Source organism: Dyadobacter sp. CY261, assembly GCF_021440085.1.
Lineage (GTDB): Bacteria > Bacteroidota > Bacteroidia > Cytophagales > Spirosomataceae > Dyadobacter.
Map to the genome: position 1 here is coordinate 131,981 of NZ_JAKCPW010000006.1, position 18,871 is coordinate 150,851.

General features: G+C 48.6%; 15 protein-coding genes. 9 read left to right on the plus strand and 6 right to left on the minus strand.

The genetic code is table 11. The features are described from left to right. The first annotated feature begins 2 nt into the window (after nucleotides 1-2). The 7 genes from LZD49_RS17820 (at nucleotide 3) to LZD49_RS17850 (ending at nucleotide 11,182) form a co-directional block, all read left to right on the plus strand. Entirely contained in the window at nucleotides 3-1,076 is a 1,074-nt protein-coding gene (locus LZD49_RS17820; protein WP_234668930.1) for an acyltransferase, read from the plus strand. 137 nt (nucleotides 1,077-1,213) lie between these two features. Then, the gene (locus tag LZD49_RS17825; protein WP_234668931.1) at nucleotides 1,214-3,058 is read left to right on the plus strand and encodes an ABC transporter ATP-binding protein; all 1,845 of its coding nucleotides are present in this window, start codon (nucleotides 1,214-1,216) and stop codon (nucleotides 3,056-3,058) included. Next, complete coding sequence (locus tag LZD49_RS17830; protein WP_234668932.1) at nucleotides 3,055-4,884, plus strand: MutS-related protein; 1,830 nt, start codon at nucleotides 3,055-3,057, stop codon at nucleotides 4,882-4,884. The genes LZD49_RS17825 and LZD49_RS17830 overlap by 4 nt, the downstream gene beginning before the upstream one ends. Before the next feature lie 132 nt (nucleotides 4,885-5,016). Then, the gene (gene rseP / locus LZD49_RS17835) at nucleotides 5,017-6,351 is read left to right on the plus strand and encodes an RIP metalloprotease RseP (protein WP_234668933.1); all 1,335 of its coding nucleotides are present in this window, start codon (nucleotides 5,017-5,019) and stop codon (nucleotides 6,349-6,351) included. Nucleotides 6,352-6,362: 11 nt separating this feature from the next. Beyond that, nucleotides 6,363-6,932 carry a DUF6702 family protein gene (locus tag LZD49_RS17840; protein ID WP_234668934.1) on the plus strand — a complete coding sequence of 190 codons (570 nt, stop codon included), beginning with the start codon at nucleotides 6,363-6,365 and terminating at the stop codon, nucleotides 6,930-6,932. A 135-nt stretch (nucleotides 6,933-7,067) separates the two neighbouring features. After that, nucleotides 7,068-9,584, plus strand: a complete 2,517-nt coding sequence (gene lon / locus LZD49_RS17845; RefSeq protein ID WP_234668935.1) for an endopeptidase La — start codon at nucleotides 7,068-7,070, stop codon at nucleotides 9,582-9,584. A gap of 107 nt (nucleotides 9,585-9,691) precedes the next feature. Further along, a complete protein-coding gene (locus LZD49_RS17850) occupies nucleotides 9,692-11,182 on the plus strand; it encodes a tagaturonate reductase (protein WP_234668936.1) in 1,491 nt (496 codons plus the stop codon). Here LZD49_RS17850 and LZD49_RS17855 read toward each other — a convergent pair. After that, the gene (locus LZD49_RS17855) at nucleotides 11,160-11,879 is read right to left on the minus strand and encodes a DUF3784 domain-containing protein (RefSeq protein ID WP_234668937.1); all 720 of its coding nucleotides are present in this window, start codon (nucleotides 11,877-11,879) and stop codon (nucleotides 11,160-11,162) included. The genes LZD49_RS17850 and LZD49_RS17855 overlap by 23 nt on opposite strands. 101 nt (nucleotides 11,880-11,980) lie before the next feature. On the opposite strand from LZD49_RS17855, the gene LZD49_RS17860 reads away from it, so the two are divergent. Next, nucleotides 11,981-12,322, plus strand: coding sequence for a Uma2 family endonuclease (locus tag LZD49_RS17860; RefSeq protein WP_234668938.1), 342 nt, complete (start codon nucleotides 11,981-11,983; stop codon nucleotides 12,320-12,322). A gap of 70 nt (nucleotides 12,323-12,392) precedes the next feature. On the opposite strand, the gene LZD49_RS17865 is transcribed toward LZD49_RS17860, so the two are convergent. The 5 genes from LZD49_RS17865 to LZD49_RS17885 form a co-directional block, all read right to left on the minus strand. Further along, nucleotides 12,393-13,058, minus strand: a complete 666-nt coding sequence (locus LZD49_RS17865; protein WP_234668939.1) for a bifunctional 4-hydroxy-2-oxoglutarate aldolase/2-dehydro-3-deoxy-phosphogluconate aldolase — start codon at nucleotides 13,056-13,058, stop codon at nucleotides 12,393-12,395. 20 nt (nucleotides 13,059-13,078) lie between these two features. Further along, complete coding sequence (locus LZD49_RS17870; protein WP_234668940.1) at nucleotides 13,079-14,074, minus strand: sugar kinase; 996 nt, start codon at nucleotides 14,072-14,074, stop codon at nucleotides 13,079-13,081. Between the two features lie 152 nt (nucleotides 14,075-14,226). Beyond that, entirely contained in the window at nucleotides 14,227-15,654 is a 1,428-nt protein-coding gene (uxaC, locus tag LZD49_RS17875; protein ID WP_234668941.1) for a glucuronate isomerase, read from the minus strand. A gap of 16 nt (nucleotides 15,655-15,670) precedes the next feature. Then, on the minus strand, nucleotides 15,671-16,858 hold the full coding sequence (gene uxuA / locus LZD49_RS17880; protein ID WP_234668942.1) for a mannonate dehydratase: 1,188 nt from the start codon (nucleotides 16,856-16,858) through the stop codon (nucleotides 15,671-15,673). A gap of 98 nt (nucleotides 16,859-16,956) precedes the next feature. Continuing rightward, on the minus strand, nucleotides 16,957-17,568 hold the full coding sequence (locus tag LZD49_RS17885) for an RNA polymerase sigma-70 factor (RefSeq protein WP_234668943.1): 612 nt from the start codon (nucleotides 17,566-17,568) through the stop codon (nucleotides 16,957-16,959). A 280-nt stretch (nucleotides 17,569-17,848) separates the two neighbouring features. Between LZD49_RS17885 and LZD49_RS17890 the strand changes: the two genes are divergently transcribed. Next, nucleotides 17,849-18,871 carry a LacI family DNA-binding transcriptional regulator gene (locus LZD49_RS17890; RefSeq protein WP_234668944.1) on the plus strand — a complete coding sequence of 341 codons (1,023 nt, stop codon included), beginning with the start codon at nucleotides 17,849-17,851 and terminating at the stop codon, nucleotides 18,869-18,871.

Here is an 18,871-nt window from a genome sequence, read left to right on the forward strand (position 1 = left end):
TAATGGAACAAAAACACAGAGTTCTCGAACTGGATGCACTGCGTGGGATTGCGGCAATAGCAGTGGTACTCTACCATTTCACGATGAACGCAAACAAGGAGCGTCTCGGATGGGAATTCGCTTATGGCATCACCGGCGTCGATCTGTTTTTTATGATCAGCGGATTCGTCATTTATATGACGGCCGGACATGTCCGACGCTGGACGGACTTTGTGGTCTTCCGTTTCGCCCGACTTTATCCCGCATACTGGTGCTGCCTGCTCATCACTTCGATATTCATGGCCTGGTACGAGCCTCACCAGCTAAGTGCCGCAAACATTCTTGCCAATGCGACCATGGCCCCTCCTTTCTTTAATGTCGAGAATATCGACGGTTCCTACTGGACCTTACTCGTTGAACTGCTCTTTTACGGGTGGATCGTCCTCATTCTGATCACAGGAAAACTTGCCAACATCCGGCTGATCGGTTCGCTTACATTATTTGCCGTACTTCTTTTCCATGTCTTTGCGCCTTATTATCCCGGCGTATACATCTTTGCCGGTCACAAATTTCTATTAATCAATCATTTCCCATTATTTTTTTCGGGCATTTTGTTTTTTCAATGGAGGAACGGAGAAAACCGCCTTCATATACTTCTTCTACTGACGGTTGCACTTCTCACATCTTTTTATTTGCACGATAAAGGAGGTCCGGCGATGCATGTCGTGAGTTTCAAGGAGCATTGCATACTGATTACCTTCTTTCATATTTTATTCGCGCTGCTTATCACGGGTAAGCTTCAATTCTTGTCAAAAAAGCCATTGCTTTACCTGGGCAAAATCTCCTATTGTCTTTATCTGATCCATCAATATGTCGGCACGCATCTCATTAGCAGCTTTACAAATAGCATGGGTATGAATATTTACCTTGCAATAGTGCTTGCTATTGTGATCGTGATCGGTATAGCATCTCTTGTTACCTTCTTTATAGAAATTCCCGCCAATGTCTACATTCGGAACTGGCATTCCGCTTCACGAGACATTTTGTCACCGGTAAAAGGCCGAAATGGCCGTCCACTCAAAAAACAGCCTTTTTAGCTCCGATAGCTCGTAAACTTGACGGCTTTCCAGGCCGAGAAAGTGCCTTTTGAATTATTGCGTACTTTTGCGGGCTAGCTGTCTAATGTTTATCAGTCCCGGATTGGAAGATCCCGGGTATATCTATATTAAAAATAATGGCTAAGGATGAAAACAGCAAGTCGTTGCCGGGCAAGGACTTGCCTAACAAAGATTCGTCGTCGCCGTTTGCTGTAAAGAAACTCAAATGGGAAGGGCTCAAAATCACGATTCAACTGCTGCGGTATCTGAAACCCTATCGCACGACATTTGCAATAGGAATGCTATTCCTGGTATTATCAACAGGTACCTCGCTGGCATTTCCGAAATTAGTTGGAAGCATTATCGAGGTTATCGAAGGTAAATCCCGGTTTACTATTAACCAGATCACGCTATTCCTCTTCCTTGTCCTCCTGGGCCAGGCGGTATTTTCTTATTTTCGGATTTATCTTTTCTCAAAAGTCAGCGAAAAGGCCGTCAACAATATCCGGTTGGATGTTTTTAGCAAGATTATCACACTACCAGTCCCATTTCTGGAAGAGCGGCGCGTAGGCGAGCTCACAAGCCGCATCACCTCCGACGTATCGCAATTACAGGGCTTGCTTTCATTCACATTGGCTGAACTCTTCCGTCAGGCGGCTACATTGATCGTCGGTATGTCGATCCTCTTTTATACTTCCTGGAAACTGACACTTTTTATGCTTGCAACGGTTCCCGTACTGGGTATTGCGTCCGTATTCTTTGGGCGGCACACGCGCCGGCTCGCGCGCAAGGCACAGGACGAACTCGCCGCGGCTAATGTAGTGGTCGAGGAAACGCTTCAGTCCGTACATGTGGTAAAGGCGTTTACCAATGAACCGCTGGAAGTAGGCCGGTACAGGACTATCCTTGGCCGGGTGGTGGATCTTACATTGTATGCGGCGCGGTTTAGGGGCGGATTTGCTTCTTTCATCATTTTTGCGATGTTCGGGGGCATTGTAGGGGTGGTCTGGTATGGGGCAGCGCTGGTTCAGGCTGGTGAATTCGGGCTTTCCGATTTGTTTACATTTATCCTCTACACCACTTTTATCGGCGCCTCGATCAGCGGAATGGGTGATTTGTATGCACAAATCAGCCGGACAGTCGGTGCTTCGGAACGCATTGTCGAGATACTGGGGGAAACGCCGGAGGTGTCGATCGAGCAGGGACAAAATGCGGTTGCCAGCCCTATTGATGGCCGGATCGTTTATCAGGATGTCCATTTCTCTTACCCATCGCGTCCGGATCTTCCCGTGCTCAAAGGTGTATCACTGGACATTCAGGCTGGCGAAAAAATTGCGTTGGTAGGATATAGCGGAGCAGGTAAATCGACCATTGTACAACTCTTAATGCGCTTTTACAACTACCAATCGGGAGAAATACTCGTCGATGGTAAGCCGGTAGGCGCCTATGGCATTTCCGAATTGCGGAAAAACATTGCGATCGTACCGCAGGAAGTAATGCTTTTCGGTGGGACGATTTACGATAACATTGCTTACGGAAAACCTTCCGCGTCACGCGAGGCAATCTTGGATGCGGCCTCACGTGCCAACGCGCTCGAATTCATCGAATCTTTTCCCGAGGGATTTGAAACGATCGTCGGCGAACGAGGGATCAAACTCTCAGGGGGCCAGCGCCAGCGGATCGCTATTGCCAGGGCAATTTTAAAAGACCCTAAAATCCTGATCCTCGATGAAGCAACCAGCTCGCTTGACGCCGAATCGGAGAAACTGGTACAGATCGCTTTGGAAGAGTTAATGAAAAACCGCACTACCATCGTGATCGCGCACAGGCTTGCTACCATCCGGAAAGTCGATATGATTTATGTATTGCGTGACGGGCGCATCACCGAATCAGGCACGCATCAGGCATTAAGTACCGTCTCTGGCGGTGTATATGCCAACCTTATCAAACTTCAATTTGAAACCGCCGACAATCCTTCATGAAAGTAGCTGAGCCAAATTACTCCGCATCGCAACAGTTTTTTCAAACACAAAAAGAAAAAGCGGCAACCGCGGAACAACGGGAACATGAAAAGTTCAAAAGCATAGCAGTGCTTCGACTGGGCACCTTTGCCGGAATGGTAGGATTGGCAGTGGTTTGGAACAAGAGCGGGGTTGCATACTGGGCCATAGGCATTATGGCACTCCTGGTCGCCTTCCTGATTCTCATGCGCAGACAACAGGAAGCCCGTCGTCTCCGCAATTTTCAGAAGAATCTTGTCACGATTAATGACGATGAGCTCTCACGCCTCGAACTTCGCTTCAAAAGACCTGAAAACGGCATTGAGTTTCGCGAAAAGAACCACGCTTATTCCGACGACCTCGATATTTTCGGTGAGTTTTCTCTTTTCAAACTTCTCAACCGCACCCACACCGCCGAAGGAAGCCGCCGGCTGGCGAACTGGCTCAAAAGTCCCGCCACAGCCATTGAGGCAGGTATGCGCCAGGCTGCTTCCACCAATTTCAGCGGGTATCCCGACCTAATCCAGGCCTGGGAAGCAACCGCTATGCTTCACGAGCACGCCGCCAAACACGTTGGCGAGGTTCAGGCGTGGTCCATCGAAACGTTTCCCTCGCCTTTGCGGGCTACATTGCCATGGCGTTGGTACCCGTTTATAACACTCGTTATTTTTATTCTGTATATAGCAGGGATCGTTCCGGGCCTCGCAGTGCTCGTCAGCCTTGCGATCCATTCGTTGATCCTGTCCCGTTTTATGGAAACGGTCAAAATTCTCGCAAACCGCACCACATCGATGGGGCAAACGCTTACAGCTTATGCAGAATTACTCCAAAAAGCAGAATCGGCACCATACCAATCCGCGTGGTGGCAACCAAGGAAGGAGCGGATTGCGGGGTCATCCGCAGCCTTGGCGCAGGCTGGCAATTTGTTTGAAAAGCTAGATTACCGCAACAATCCTTACTTTGCCATTTTTGTAGGCATCACTACACTCTGGGATCTGCATTGCCTGGCTGGCCTGGAAAAATGGAAAGCTGCGCATCAGGAACACCTCACCGCATGGCTTGACGTGCTAGCCGACACCGAAGCCATGAATAGCCTTGCAGGTCACGCATTTGCCCATCCGGACTATGTAGTGCCGCAGGTGTATGACAGCGACGAGGTTATCATCACCACCACCACATTAGGCCATCCGTTGATACCGGTGGCTAAGCGGATCAGCAACGATTTCGCGATGCAAGGCACCGGTAAGACGATCCTTGTTACAGGTTCGAATATGTCGGGCAAAAGCACATTTCTCAGGACTATCGGCCTTAATCTTGTACTCGCACAAACAGGCGCGGTCGTCAGTGCGGGTGCCTTCGCATGCTCGCCCGTGCGGGTGTTCAGCAGCATGCGTACGCAGGATTCTCTTGAAGAAAGTACTTCATCCTTCTATGCGGAACTCAAACGGCTGCGGAAACTGCTTGAACTTGCCGATGAACGCGACCAGGCCCCGGTATTTTACCTGCTCGACGAGATATTGAAAGGAACCAATTCCGCAGACCGCCACAGGGGTGCCGAGGCACTTATACGCCAGCTCCACACTAAAAAGGCCTCCGGAATGGTTTCCACGCACGACCTCGAACTCGGCGAATGGGGCGCGACCGAAAATTACATCCACAACTTCCATTTCCGGTCGGACGTAGAAAACGGGCAGCTGCATTTCGACTACCGTTTACACGAAGGGATATGCCGGAGTTTTAATGCTTCCGAACTGATGCGGATGATGGGAATTGCGATCGGGCCGGACAAAACCCCGCTTGCACACTGATAACTGGCATTTGTACGGTTATGCAAGGATTGCGTAACTTTACTGTTTACATTTACGTTTCTAACACTGACCCGTCAACGGGTCAAAAACGGTTGACAGTAACAATTAACTCGTAACGATTACAATACCTGAATGGAATTACAGAAAGCATTAGAAATATTGATCATGGCAGGGCAGCTTATCCTGGGCCTGTCGATCCTGGTGGGGTTGCATGAGTGGGGGCATATGGCCGCCGCAAAATTGTTCGGAATGAGGGTTGAGAAATACTTTATAGGCTTTCCTCCTAAAATTTTCAGTTTCCAGAAGGGTGAAACAGAATATGGCATAGGCGCGATCCCACTCGGTGGTTTTGTAAAGATATCCGGGATGATCGACGAGTCGATGGACACGGAATCGATGAGCCAGGAGCCTCAACCTTGGGAGTTCCGCTCAAAACCGGCCTGGCAACGTCTCATTGTAATGCTCGGCGGAATTATCGTCAATGTAATTGTCGGCATTATCATTTTCATTGCCATTGCTTATAACGAAGGTGAAAGATTCCTGTCGATCAACGAAGTAAACAAATATGGCATTGTGGCTGGTGAGCTTGCACAGGAAATAGGCCTGAAAACCGGCGATAAAGTGGTGCGCGTCAACGGCAAGCCATTCACCGATTTCAGTGATATGGTGAGCTCGGATGTGTTTCTGGGCAGTAACAGCTCGTACACAGTAAGCCGCAACGGCCAGGAGGTGGAAATTGATATTCCGAACAACTTCATTGAAAAACTGTCTGATCCCGATGAGAAGCGTAACTTCATCCGTCCTTTGGAGCCGTTCAAAATCGGTGAACTGATTCCAGGAATGCCTGCCGAAAAGGCTGGATTGGAAACTGGCGACAAAGTGATATCGATCAACGGCAGGCCCGTTCATTTTTTCCACGAATTCCAGGAGGAGCTGGAAAAACTAAAAGGCAAAACAACACCGTTGGTAGTACAAAGGGGTGCCGAACAAAAAACGCTAAGCGCCTCAGTTTCCGAAGAAGGAACCCTTGGTTTTTACCCTGAAACACTGCTTCACTTCACCACCGTTCAGTATACCCTTGGCCAGGCGGTTGCCATTGGCACGGAGAACGCATTCGGTGTCGTGTACAACAATATCAAAGGTTTTGGCAAAATATTCCGCGGCGAGGTCTCCGCTTCCAAAGCGCTGAGCGGGCCTATCGGCATTGCCAGGATGTTTGGTGGCGTTTGGGACTGGGGCCGTTTCTGGTCGCTGACCGGGCTGTTGTCCATGGTACTCGCATTCATGAACGCGCTGCCAATTCCTGCACTCGACGGCGGGCATGCGGTGATCCTCTCCTACGAAATCATCTCAGGCCGCAAGCCATCCGACAAATTCCTTGAAAACGCTCAGAAGGTGGGTATGGTACTCCTTCTCGGTCTGATGGCATTCGCCATTTTCAACGACGTATGGAAAGCTGTTTTTTAAATAGAGGGAGAGTGGAGAAAGGGAGGAAGGAGGAGCGGGAAAATGCAGTCAATCGGTCAGTAAAGCCATGGTCTCCATCCTCCCTTTCCTCGTTCCTCCCCTTCTACCCTTTACTCCTTTGCTCCCTCCTCCTTTTCTCTTTCAAACCGAACCACGATTACCATGTTTCGGTGACACAAATGCAGTACAACTCTTCCTCCCGGTCGTTCGAAGTAAGTATCCGCATTTTTACTGATGATCTGGAAAAAGCATTGTCTCAAAGCCATTCCAAAGAGCGGTTTGTAGTGAAGGACAATGATCAAAATGACCGCTTCGTTGAAGACTACATTCGCAAATCATTTGTATTGACAGATAGTCAGAAAAAAAATGCAATTATCAAATACATTGGAAAAGAACAGGAGGCGGATGCAACGTGGATTTACCTGGAAATCCCTTTCCAGGGCGCTTTGAACGGTTGCAGGCTTTTGAATGTTACATTGATGGAAGTTTTTGACGATCAAGTCAATATGACTAACGTTAAATTTCAATCCGAAAAAAAGACGTTTTTATTTAAGAAAAGCCAGACTTTTCACTCACTGTAACTAGTTGGTGACCGCTCACAAAATCGCATGACAGTATGTGTAGTGGCACGGCTATTTTGTTTTATAATGCCTTTCTTTTGAAAGTCATTATTTATATATTGGGAAAAGATTATCTGTCAATTTGACAGAATGCCTATGAAATTTGAACCTTCTGATCTATATAGCAGGCTACTAATGTCCGACTCGGACATGGATAGCCTTGAAATTGTTCCTCTTGGCGGCCCCGATGGCTCTGATGAGCCTTTTGAACTTCCCAATGAATTAGCGATACTCCCAATCAGGCAAACAGTGCTGTTCCCCGGAATGGTGATACCCGTTACTGTTGTGCGCCAGAAAGCGATCCGCCTGGTCAAAAAGATATACCGTAATTCCGACATCAATCAGCGTATTCTCGGTGCCGTCACTCAGGCCATTCCGAATAAGGAAGACCCTACGGCCGAAGATCTTTACAATGTTGGAACAGTAGCGCAAATCCTGAAAATGATCACGTTGCCGGATGGCAATGTAACCATTATTGTTCAGGGACGTCAGCGTTTCGAAATTAAGGCGATCGTAAACGAAGAACCATATCTGACCGCCGAAGTGCGTCCGATTGAGGATTCATTTGTTGGACCTACCAAAAAGGAAGCGAAAGCTTTGCTTCAATCGCTTCGCGATGGTGCGCACAAGATCATGCGTCTCAATCCAGAGATTCCGCAAGAGGCACGTATCGCGCTGGACAACATCGAAAGCCCTATTTTCCTTATCCACTTCCTCTCGTCAAATATCAATGTAGAGGTGGCCGATAAGCAGAAACTACTCGAAGAGCGCAATGGTCACAAGCAGGCCACCCTATTGCTCCAGTACATGATGCGAGAAATCGAAATGCTGGAGTTGAAACGTGAAATCCAGACCAAGGCCAGCTCGGATATTGATCAGCAGCAGCGCGATTATTTCCTGCGCCAGCAGATCAAAGTGCTCCACGACGAGCTCGGAATGGACAGCCCCGAGCGCGACCTGGACGACATTCGCTTAAAAGCGAGCCAGAAAAAATGGTCGGTTTCGGTAAAAACGCATTTTGACAAGGAACTGACCAAGCTGCAACGGATCAACCCAATGGCACCCGAGTACCCGGTAACGATGAATTATCTCGAAACGCTGGTGGATTTGCCATGGGGACAATATACCAAAGACAATTTCGACCTCGTAAGGGCGCAAAAAATACTCGATGCCGACCATTTTGGTCTCGAAAAAGTAAAGGAACGCATTATTGAATATCTGGCGGTATTGAAACTGAAAGGTAATCTGAAGGCACCTATCCTTTGTCTGTATGGCCCCCCGGGAGTCGGTAAAACATCTCTCGGAAAATCCATTGCCAAGGCATTGAACCGGGAATATATCCGGATGGCTTTAGGCGGCGTGCATGACGAAGCTGAAATCCGCGGCCACCGCAAGACTTACATCGGCGCAATGCCCGGAAAGATCATTCAGAACATCAAGAAAGCAGGTTCAGCCAACCCGGTGTTCATCCTGGATGAAATCGATAAGGTAAGTTCCGACTATCGTGGCGATCCTTCTTCCGCATTGCTGGAAGTCCTCGACCCCGAGCAGAATTCGTCATTTACCGACAATTATCTGGAAGTAGAATACGACCTCTCAAAAGTACTTTTTGTAGCAACGGCGAACTCGCTGGATACCATTCACCCCGCATTGCGCGACCGGATGGAGATCATCGAAATGACCGGCTACACGATCGAAGAGAAGTTACAGATTGCAAAACGGTACCTGGTCCCGAAACAACGGAAAGACCACGGCTTGAAAGCGACTGATATCAAAATAGATGATTCCGCGTTGCTGAAACTGATCGAAGGCTATACCCGCGAATCGGGCGTCCGTAATCTCGAACAAAAAGTAGGTTCCGTAGTTCGCAAAATCGCGAAATCGGTAGCGATGGAACAGGAATATCCCAAAACCATCAAAGCCGAACAAGTCGAGAAATACCTTGGAGCAGAGATTTTTGATAAAGATCTGTATCAGGATAACGACTTTGCTGGTGTAGTTACCGGTCTCGCATGGACTTCTGTGGGCGGCGAGATCCTGTTTATTGAAACCAGCCTCAGCCGTGGAAAAGGTGGACTGACCTTGTCGGGTCAATTGGGCGATGTAATGAAAGAATCCGCCGTGGCTGCGTTATCCTATCTCAAAGCCAATGCCGAACGACTTGGCATCGATTACCGCATTTTTAATCATTATGACTTGCACGTGCACGTGCCTGCCGGCGCAGTTCCCAAAGACGGTCCCAGCGCAGGTGTTACGATGGTCACCTCGATGGCATCGATATTTACCCAACGCCGAGTGAAACCGTTCATCGCAATGACAGGGGAGATCACTCTTCGTGGAAAAGTGCTTCCGGTAGGTGGAGTGAAAGAAAAAATCCTTGCAGCGCGTCGCGCGGGCGTGAGAGAAATTATCCTGTGTGTGAAAAACCGGAAAGACGTGGAAGAAGTACCAGCCAATTATATTAAAGATTTGAGTTTCCATTATGTAGACCAGATCGATGAAGTGCTCGGGATTGCTTTGCTTCCCGAGAAAGTAAACAATCCGATGAGCTTTGTTTTCCCGAATGAAAAGAAAGAGAGGGAAGAAAGCGGCTTTGCTTCGATGACTGTTTAGTTCAAAAAAAATAGATAAAAGAGGTGTCCCAAAAGGCGCCTCTTTTTGTTTAGGGGTTACGCTTTCTAAACGGCGTCATTAGTGCTGAACCTTTTATTGACCAGAAAATGTCGTTACCGCAGCTTTCCCCGCAACTGCTCGACCAGCAGCCCGAACTTCTTCCCGATTACCGGAGGCTCCTTGCATTGCCTGAAAAAATCATCCAATTCGGTACCGGAGTGCTTTTGCGCGGTTTGCCCGATTACTTTGTAAACAAGGCCAATGCGCAGGGCATCTTTAATGGCAGGATCGTTGTCGTAAAATCAACCAGCACCGGTGGGACCGACGCATTTTCGGAGCAAAAGAACATTTTCTCTCACAGCATCCGTGGCATAGAGAATGGTAATCAAATTGACGAAGCAGTCATCAACACCAGCATCAGCCGTACATTGGCAGCCGCCAGCGAATGGGCTGAAATTCAGGAATGCGCTCACAACGCGCAGCTCAATATTGTTATATCAAATACCACCGAAGTCGGTATCCAGCTTACCGACGATGATATCTTTGCCAGTCCACCAGCCTCTTTTCCCGGCAAACTGACTGCCTACCTGCTCGAACGCTACAAGGCATTCGACGGTACGCCCGAATCAGGAATGGTGATCGTGCCAACGGAGCTGATTGTCGGCAATGGCCCAAAACTCAAAGCTATTATATTGGAACAGGCCCGTAGACATAGCCTGGACGATGATTTTATCAACTGGATTGAAAAGCATAATCATTTTTGCAGCTCGCTGGTAGACCGCATCGTTCCGGGCAAGCCAGATGCTGAAACCATTGAAGCGCTTTCTCAAAAGCAAGGCTTCCGTGACGATTTGCTGATCGTCTCCGAAGTTTACCGGCTTTGGGCGATCGAAGGCGGGCAGCAGGTGCGTGACGTATTGAGTTTTGCGCAAGCGGACAAAGGCGTTGTGATTGAACCTAACATTGACCTTTTCCGTGAATTGAAACTAAGGTTACTCAATGGAACGCATACGCTGGCATCAGGGCTTTCTTACCTGCATGGCCTCGACACGGTCCGTGAGGCGATGGAAAATGCCGAAACATCCCAATTTATAGAAAACGTAATGCTTAAAGAGCTGGCGCCGTCGATTCCGTATGACGTCGATCTGGCACAAGCGCAGGAGTTCGGGCGGCAGGTACTCGACCGTTTCCGAAATCCATTCATTCGTCACCAACTCATCGACATTACGGTTCAGTATACGGCCAAAATGAAAATGCGGAACATTCCGACGCTTCTGAACCATTACCAAAAGTCGGAGGAAGTACCAGCATTGTTTGCAAAAGGATTTGCCGCGTTTCTGAAATTCATGAAACCCATTGTGCACAAAGATGGTGCTTATTATGGTGAACGCGACGGCCAGCCCTACTCCATCCGTTGCGATTCGGCGGCTTATTTTGATGAAAAATGGCAGAATGCCGCGTCACCGATCGATCTGGCGCAGCAGGTTTTGAGCGATGTTTCACTTTGGGATACCGACCTGACATTATTGCCAGGCTTTGCGGACGCCGTAAAAGGCCACATGACCGAGCCAATCGTTACCGGGACTTCCAGTCTTTAAGCTGATTCAGCAACGCCAAAGCCGATATTTCATCGGAACTAAAATAGATCTCATCCCGAACTGTTTTTATGAACAGGTAAGGATGGGATTTTTTATTAATATACAACTTCACTACCCGACCATCGTCGGTCTTGAATGAACCTTTCGAAAAATTGCCGCCGGAGAACCCGTTGGCTTTGCTGGAAATACTGGGAATACTATCGGTAATGGTAAAATAGGTCACTTCGTTGCGTGGAATGATCATGCCCGACGCTCCTCTGATTTCCAGCGCCCGGTCGGTCAGGAATATTTCGCTGTTTCGCATTTCGGAGAAGAGCATAAAACCCACTCCGATAGTCACGACAAATAATATGGTCATTCCAACATAGGTGCCCACTCGCTGGCCACTGGTTCCTGTGTAAAACCGATTGCCCACGGCCAGCATATACACATAGCCCAAAAGCGGGTACATAATTAGGAAAACAGTGGCCCAATTGGCATTGAATATGTTCAGCACCACCACACCCGTGATGAGGCTAATGCCCAGAAATACGTGAAAGCGGCTAAAAAATTTGAGATAGGAATTGATATCAAACTTGGCACGATCGGCTTCGGACATCATATTGTACCCCGAAAGCAGATATCGGGCATTACCAGGCGTCACAATAAAGGCCAGCGAAAACAATATCGTCGAGAAAATGAGGGCAGCTATAAGCATAATATGTCACGGCTAAATGCCCTATAAGTTACAAAATAATGCTGGAAAAAGTCAATTGACTTTCACACTACCAAATGCTTATATTCGGGAAAAAGCACATTATGGTTCTTCCATTAAACATACCTGCCCATCCATACTTTACCGACGAAGAGTTGGTCGCGTTCTGCATGGCCAACCCGGACCTTAATGTAGAGCGTGATGAACATGGCCAACTACACATCACTATAACACCTACTTTTCTCCTTGGCAGTTCTGATAACAGTGAATTACTCGCCGAAATAGCTCTTTGGAATAGCAAGTTCAAGGCAGGTAAAGTGATAGAATCGAACGGGGCGTTTTTCCTTAATGACAAATCCATGCGGGTACCGGATGTAGCCTGGATTCACATTAATCGTTGGAATGCACTCAGCACGGCTGAAAAGAAATCATTCCCGCACTTTTGATGAAACGCTGTCAGGCGGTGAAGTACTTATGGGTTTCTCCACACGCCTGAGCGATATTTTGGAATACTAATCAGCTATTCGCTCTGAACTCCTTCACGAGCGCGATGCTCTCTGCGACCTTTTGCTCGATCCAGGGATAGTTACCTTCGGCAACAACGTCTTTCGGGAACAGGTTTGAGCCTAAACCAACCGCATAGGCACCCGCTCCGAACCATTCATTAATGCTTTCTTTGGTGGGTTGCACGCCACCGGTTACCATAATCTTCACCTTTGGCATTGGCCCGCGGATAGCTCTTAAAAAGGCAGAACCAACCACTTCTCCCGGGAAAAGCTTCACTACTTCGGCACCGGCCTGTTGTGCATTGTAGATTTCGGTTAATGTAGAAATGCCTGGAATCCAGGGGATACCAGCTTTCACACAAGCTTGTCCGACGGCCGGATTCAGGCATGGCGTGACAATAAAATCAGTACCTGCATCAATGAACTTTTGCGCGGTTTCCGCATCGTAAATCGTGCCTATACCCAGCGACAAACCGGGTAGACTTTCCTTGGTATAAGCCAGCAGCTCGGTAAATACATTATAGGCATTGTCGCCACGGTTGGTGAATTCGAACGCGCGCGCGCCGCCGCGATAAGCCGCGTTGACCACCTCTTTGGCGATCTCGATATCTGCGTGATAGAACAGTGGCAAAACGCCTACTTCGTTCAAAAGTATCAGTGTTGTTTCTTTATCCATGATTTTTGGCAAATGGCTGCTTAGCGTTTGATTCTTCCTGAGGTCTCTCCCTGGCGGATGGCTTCTACTTCGTCGATCGTCGAAATCAATGCGTCGCCTTCGATGGTGTGCTTCAATGCGGAAGCCGCCACACCGTACTCGAGTGCTTTCTGCTGATCATCGAAGGTAATCAGTCCGTGGATCAGGCCCGCGATGAATGCGTCGCCGCCCCCGACACGGTCGATAATGGGGTTGATCTCGATGTCTTCGGTTTCCAAAAGCGCTTTACCATTCCACAAAAATGCGCGAAGTAAGTTATGCGATGCACTGATCGACGTCCTCTTGGTATCCACCACTGTTTTAACCTGTGGGAAAGCCTTTTGTAAATTGACGCAGGATTCGACAAAATCGTTTCCATCAATGCCGAAAATCTCTTTGATATTGATGCTGTTCGCAATCACAACGTCGGTTCCGGCTGTGAGTTCGGGTAGAATATCGGATGGCTTTTTACCATATTTCCACAAATTGGCACGATAGAAAATGTCGCCGGAAACCGTAAGTCCATATTTGCGAGCGGTTTTGATGCCATCGAGCAATGCATCAGCGGCCTCCTGCGACAGTGCAGGTGTAATGCCCGCCCAGTGAAACCACTTTGCGTCTTTCAGGATGCTGTCCCAATCCAGTTCTTTAGGATCGATCGTCGCCAGGGATGAGTTGGCACGGTCGTACACGATCTGACTGCCGCGAAGCGATGCACCAGTTTCCAGGAAATAAAGGGCCATACGCGGACCACCGTAAATGATATGTGAGGTATCGACGCCGTGAAAATGCAGATATTGAGCTGCCGCCCGCCCAATGGGCGAGTCAGGGAAACGGGTTACATGCGCCGTGCTATGTCCCCAATATGCGAGAGCAGTCGAAACATTCGCTTCGCCACCGGCATAAGTAACATTCATTTGACGGGCTTGTTCAAAACGGGAAAAACCAGGTGTGGAAAGCCGCATAAGGACTTCTCCAAAGGAAACAATCTGAGCCATATTTTAAACTATTGCCCGTTTTGCCAAAGAATGAGCTCCCTGACGGGCCATTGAAAGATGATTATCGGCTAAAATTACGTATTAACATTAAAATAGCCCAAAACAAATGTCCGGGCTATTCTTTTGTGAGTGTATTTAAATTCGAATTTTTCTCAAAACCCAAAATATTTGTTGGCATTATGGTAACTGATGCCTTCCACCATCTTGCCCAGCCACTGGATATCATTCGGTAGCTCACCGTTTTCGACATCCTGACCGATGAGATTACAGAGAATGCGGCGGAAATATTCGTGGCGAGGGTATGACAGAAAGCTACGGGAATCTGTAAGCATGCCTACGAAACGGCTCAACAGGCCCATATTTGAAAGTGCATTCATTTGCCGCTCCATGCCATCCTTTTGATCGAGGAACCACCAGCCGGAGCCAAATTGCATTTTACCCGCAACAGTACCGTCATTGTAGTTACCGGTCATGGTGGCGAGCACTTCATTATCCGCCGGATTGAGGTTGTATAAAATCGTTTTCGCCAGTTGATCTGTCGAGTCGAGCTTGTTCAGAAATCTGGAAAGCGCCTGCGCCTGGCTATAATCGCCGATAGAATCCCAGCCGGTATCCGGGCCGAGTTCACGGAGCATTCGCTCATTATTATTTCTCAACGCACCCAGGTGGAACTGCTGCGTCCAGCCTTTGGCATGATCCAATTTTGCCAGATCATACAGTAACACCGATTTGAAAGCCAATGACTGGCTTGCCGTAGGCTTTTCGCCTCTCCATGCAGCCGCAAATGCCTCGCGGGCCGCAGCTTCATCGAAATCAGCATAAATGTGCTCCAAACCATGATCGGATAAACGGCCACCCATTGCGGCGAAGAAATCGTGACGGTTTTGCATCGCTGCCAGCAACGATTCATAGCTGGTAATCCCACCCACGCCCGCTGCTTGGGATAGTTTGGCCAAATACTGTTTGAAATCTTCCGGCGAATCGATCAGAAGCATCGCCTTATCTGGCCGGAATGTAGGCAAAACGCGGATATCGAAACCGCTGTCACTAATCTGGCTATGAAAATTCAGCGGGTCCGTCGGATCGTCGGTGGTGCAGATTACTTTGACATTCATCCGGTTTAGCAGGCTTTTTACCGAATAGTCGGGTTGGCGCAACTTAGCTGAACATTCCTCGTAAATCTCTCTGGCTGTATTTTTGTTTAATAGAATATCAATACCGAAGTAGCGGAGCAGTTCGAGATGTGTCCAGTGGTAAAGTGGATTGCGCATCGTGTACGGTACCGTTGCCGCCCACTGTTCAAACTTCTCCCAGTCGCTCGCATCACCGGTGCAATACCTTTCATTGATCCCGTTCGCGCGCATGGCCCGCCATTTGTAATGATCTCCGTAAAGCCAGATTTGCGTCAGGTTCTCAAACTGCTTGTCTTCCGCGATCTGATCAGGCGGCAAGTGGCAATGATAATCGATGATCGGCATTTCCTTCGCATAGTCATGATAAAGAATGCGCGCAGTTTCCGAACGGAGGAGAAAGTCTTCGGAAATAAAGGTTTTTTGAACGGCAGTGCTTATTGTTTCCATTGCTATTGTGTTACAATCACAAACTTCTTTCTATCCCGTATTCGAGCCCGCGCAGCTCTGCAAGCCCGCGCAGCCTCCCAATGGCTGTGTAACCCGGGTTTGTCCGCTTCGTGGCCGACAGGTCGTCGAGCATACGATGGCCATGATCAGGACGGAAAGGCATTCTCAAATCGGTTCTACCTTCATTTTCCCTCCTTTTCTGCTCCAATACCAACGCTTTCATTACGCTATACATGTCGACATCGCCATCCAGGTGATCGGCTTCGAAAAAGCTGCCGTCGTGTTCGCGTTTGGTAGCGCGGAGGTGGATAAAATGGATCCTGCTCCCCAGCCTGTCAACTATTCCTGCAAGATCATTGTCGGGACGTACGCCATATGAACCTGTACAGAAACAGATGCCGTTAGCCTGGTTATCGTACGCTTTGAGCAACAATTCAGCATCATTTTCGGTACTCACAACCCGCGGTAAACCCAGGATCGGATAGGGAGGATCGTCCGGATGGACCGCCAGTCTGATGCCCGCCTCTTCCGCAACCGGCGCTATGGCTTGTATAAACTGATACAAATGCGTCCGCAACTCCAGGTCGCCGATATGCGCATAGGCTTCCAAAACCTTTCTGAATTCCTCAATGGTAAAGCTCTCTTCCGATCCGGGCAATCCGGCGATGATATTGCGGACGAGCCTTTGCTTTTCCTGCTCAGATGAGGTTTCCAACCAGATCTTAGCAGTCTTTTTCTGCTCTTGGGTATACCATTCCTGCGCGGCAGGCCTTTCCAACAGATAAAGATCAAATGCGGCGAACTGCGTTGCATCGAACCGTAAACCTGTCGATCCATCGCGCATCGGTGCGTCCAGATCGGTGCGCGTCCAGTCGAGAACCGGCATGAAATTGTAGCAAACGGTGTCGATACCACATTGTCCGAGGTTGCGGAGCGACTGCTGGTAATGAAGGATATGTTTTTCAAAATCCCCTGTCCGTGTCTTAATCGACTCGTGTACCGGCACGCTTTCAACCACCGACCAGGCCAGGCCGGCGTCTTCGATCAGTTTCTTACGCGTTTGAATTTCCTCAATTTCCCAAACTTCACCATTGGGAATGTGATGCAATGCGGTTACGATTCCGGTTGCGCCGGCCTGACGGATATCCTGCAACGAAACAGGGTCGTTAGGCCCGAACCAACGCCAGGTTTGTTCTAATGCCATTTTAGGTACATTGGCCTTTGGTTTTCAGCCATTGGCCCAGTGTTTATAATTTTATTTAACAAAAACTTAAAGTGACCACCGAATGCTGACCGCGGAATTTATGCCACCAACCTATGCTCCGGCACACGTTCGCGCAACACTTTCAATGCGCGGCTCATTTGTGTTTCTACTGTTTTAACTGAAATTTCCAATCTTTCCGCAATGTCGCGGTAGCGGAGGCCTTCTTCCCGGCTCAGGCGGAAAATGAGCTGGCACTGGCGCGGCAAAGCCTGAATGCAACCTTCGATATGCGAGTAAAATTCGTTGTACGACAATTCCTCCGCGGGTGAAAAATGGTCGGCGTGGGTCATATTCCACTGCACCGATTCCAGCGAATCCCGTTCATTTTGCCGGTGAATACGCAATTTCAGATAATCAAGGGCCTGATTGCGCACAGCTCTGTAAATGTAAGCCTGAAAAGAAGTATGCACCTCAATCTGCTCGCGATTTTTCCAAAGTTTCACAAATACATCGGATACTACTTCTTCCGCGATTTCCCGGGTAACCACCACGCGCATGGCATAATTGCAAAGCGACCGGTAATGTCGTGTGAACAACTCGCGGAAGGCATTATAATCACCGTTAGTCACCACTCTGCCAAACAGGGTTTCCAGTATACTTTTCTGAGAACCGGCCGATGGTAATGTACTTGTAAGTGAATTTGTCTCCATGTAACTGAGCTAGGTTAATTATAGAAAATTTCCTGGAATTGTAGTGGTAGTTAGCCCTCTGACTTCGTCGATGATTTACCTAGTTTACACACTCGCTCGTTGATACACAAAAATAAATCTTGAAAAAAAGCAATTAATCTACGCAACCGTTCCCGGAACCGTTCCCGTTCCCGTAATTTTTCCCGGAACTTTGTGCGCTATCCGGTAGTTGGTGCAACTATTGACCGCTGGTGTATTTCCGGGATTTTTTTGAAAGATTGTACTATTTTTATATGACTCTATGAAGAAGGTTTCTATCACCATTAAAGAAATTGCGCGGCAGTTAGGCATTTCGAAGTCGACCGTGTCGCGGGCGCTGCGTGACAGCAGCGAAATCAGTGAAGAAACGAAACAGAAGGTGATAGACCTGGCCGAGCAACTGAACTATTATCCTAATCCCATTGCGATCAGTCTTTTGAAGAACCGGACGCAAACCATCGGGGTGATCGTACCGGATATTGCGAACCGCTTTTATTCATCCGCGATCGGCGGTGTGGAGGATATCGCTTATAGCCGCGGTTACCACACGATGATCTACCAAAGCCATGAGTTGCTCGAAAGGGAGCGTTCCGCCACCCGCCACATCGCCTCCCGGCGTGTTGATGGGCTGGTAGTGGCCATTTCGAGCCAATCGGAAAACATCGACCATTTTGCATCATTACAGGAACAGGGCATTCCGGTGGTATTTTTCGACCGCGTGAGCGATGCCATGCAGACCCATAAAGTGCGGGTCGACGATTACAAAGGCGCTTTCGATGCTACTGAGCATCTTATAAAGAGAGGTTGCCGACGCATTGCACACATAGCCGGGCCGAAACCTGTCTCTATTACACGCTTCCGCTTGGAGGGCTATAAAGACGCGCTGAGAAAGTACGGAATCGATTTTCAGGAAGAATGGGTGTTGCATAGCGAGATCACACAGGCAGGCGGGACCGAGCGTACCTACCAGCTCATGGCTTTGCGCGAACGCCCGGACGCGATCTTCGGCGCCAGCGATCGGATTACCATGGGCATCCATTGGGCATTACGGCAACTGGGCTACAAAATGCCGGACGATGTCGCGGTCGTCGGTTTTTGTGACATTGCCATGTCTTCTCTCCTCGATCCGCCGGTGAGTTCGGTAACCCAGCCGTCATTTGAAATGGGTCAGCAAGCCACCTCACTATTGCTGGATCTTATTGAAAGCAAAAATACCCCGGCCGAATTTGAGACCAGGGTATTGCAATCCAATTTGGTGATCAATAAATCTTCTATGCGGCATTAG

What these genes read in the sequence shown, in the direction of transcription:
- LZD49_RS17820 (WP_234668930.1), top strand. Translation starts at nt 3, where the DNA reads ATGGAACAAAAACACAGAGTTCTCGAACTGGATGCACTGCGTGGGATT.
- LZD49_RS17825 (WP_234668931.1), top strand. Translation starts at nt 1,214, where the DNA reads ATGGCTAAGGATGAAAACAGCAAGTCGTTGCCGGGCAAGGACTTGCCT.
- LZD49_RS17830 (WP_234668932.1), top strand. Translation starts at nt 3,055, where the DNA reads ATGAAAGTAGCTGAGCCAAATTACTCCGCATCGCAACAGTTTTTTCAA.
- rseP (WP_234668933.1), top strand. Translation starts at nt 5,017, where the DNA reads ATGGAATTACAGAAAGCATTAGAAATATTGATCATGGCAGGGCAGCTT.
- lon (WP_234668935.1), top strand. Translation starts at nt 7,068, where the DNA reads ATGAAATTTGAACCTTCTGATCTATATAGCAGGCTACTAATGTCCGAC.
- LZD49_RS17850 (WP_234668936.1), top strand. Translation starts at nt 9,692, where the DNA reads ATGTCGTTACCGCAGCTTTCCCCGCAACTGCTCGACCAGCAGCCCGAA.
- LZD49_RS17855 (WP_234668937.1), bottom strand. Translation starts at nt 11,879, where the DNA reads ATGCTTATAGCTGCCCTCATTTTCTCGACGATATTGTTTTCGCTGGCC.
- LZD49_RS17860 (WP_234668938.1), top strand. Translation starts at nt 11,981, where the DNA reads ATGGTTCTTCCATTAAACATACCTGCCCATCCATACTTTACCGACGAA.
- LZD49_RS17865 (WP_234668939.1), bottom strand. Translation starts at nt 13,058, where the DNA reads ATGGATAAAGAAACAACACTGATACTTTTGAACGAAGTAGGCGTTTTG.
- LZD49_RS17870 (WP_234668940.1), bottom strand. Translation starts at nt 14,074, where the DNA reads ATGGCTCAGATTGTTTCCTTTGGAGAAGTCCTTATGCGGCTTTCCACA.
- uxaC (WP_234668941.1), bottom strand. Translation starts at nt 15,654, where the DNA reads ATGGAAACAATAAGCACTGCCGTTCAAAAAACCTTTATTTCCGAAGAC.
- uxuA (WP_234668942.1), bottom strand. Translation starts at nt 16,858, where the DNA reads ATGGCATTAGAACAAACCTGGCGTTGGTTCGGGCCTAACGACCCTGTT.
- LZD49_RS17885 (WP_234668943.1), bottom strand. Translation starts at nt 17,568, where the DNA reads ATGGAGACAAATTCACTTACAAGTACATTACCATCGGCCGGTTCTCAG.
- LZD49_RS17890 (WP_234668944.1), top strand. Translation starts at nt 17,849, where the DNA reads ATGAAGAAGGTTTCTATCACCATTAAAGAAATTGCGCGGCAGTTAGGC.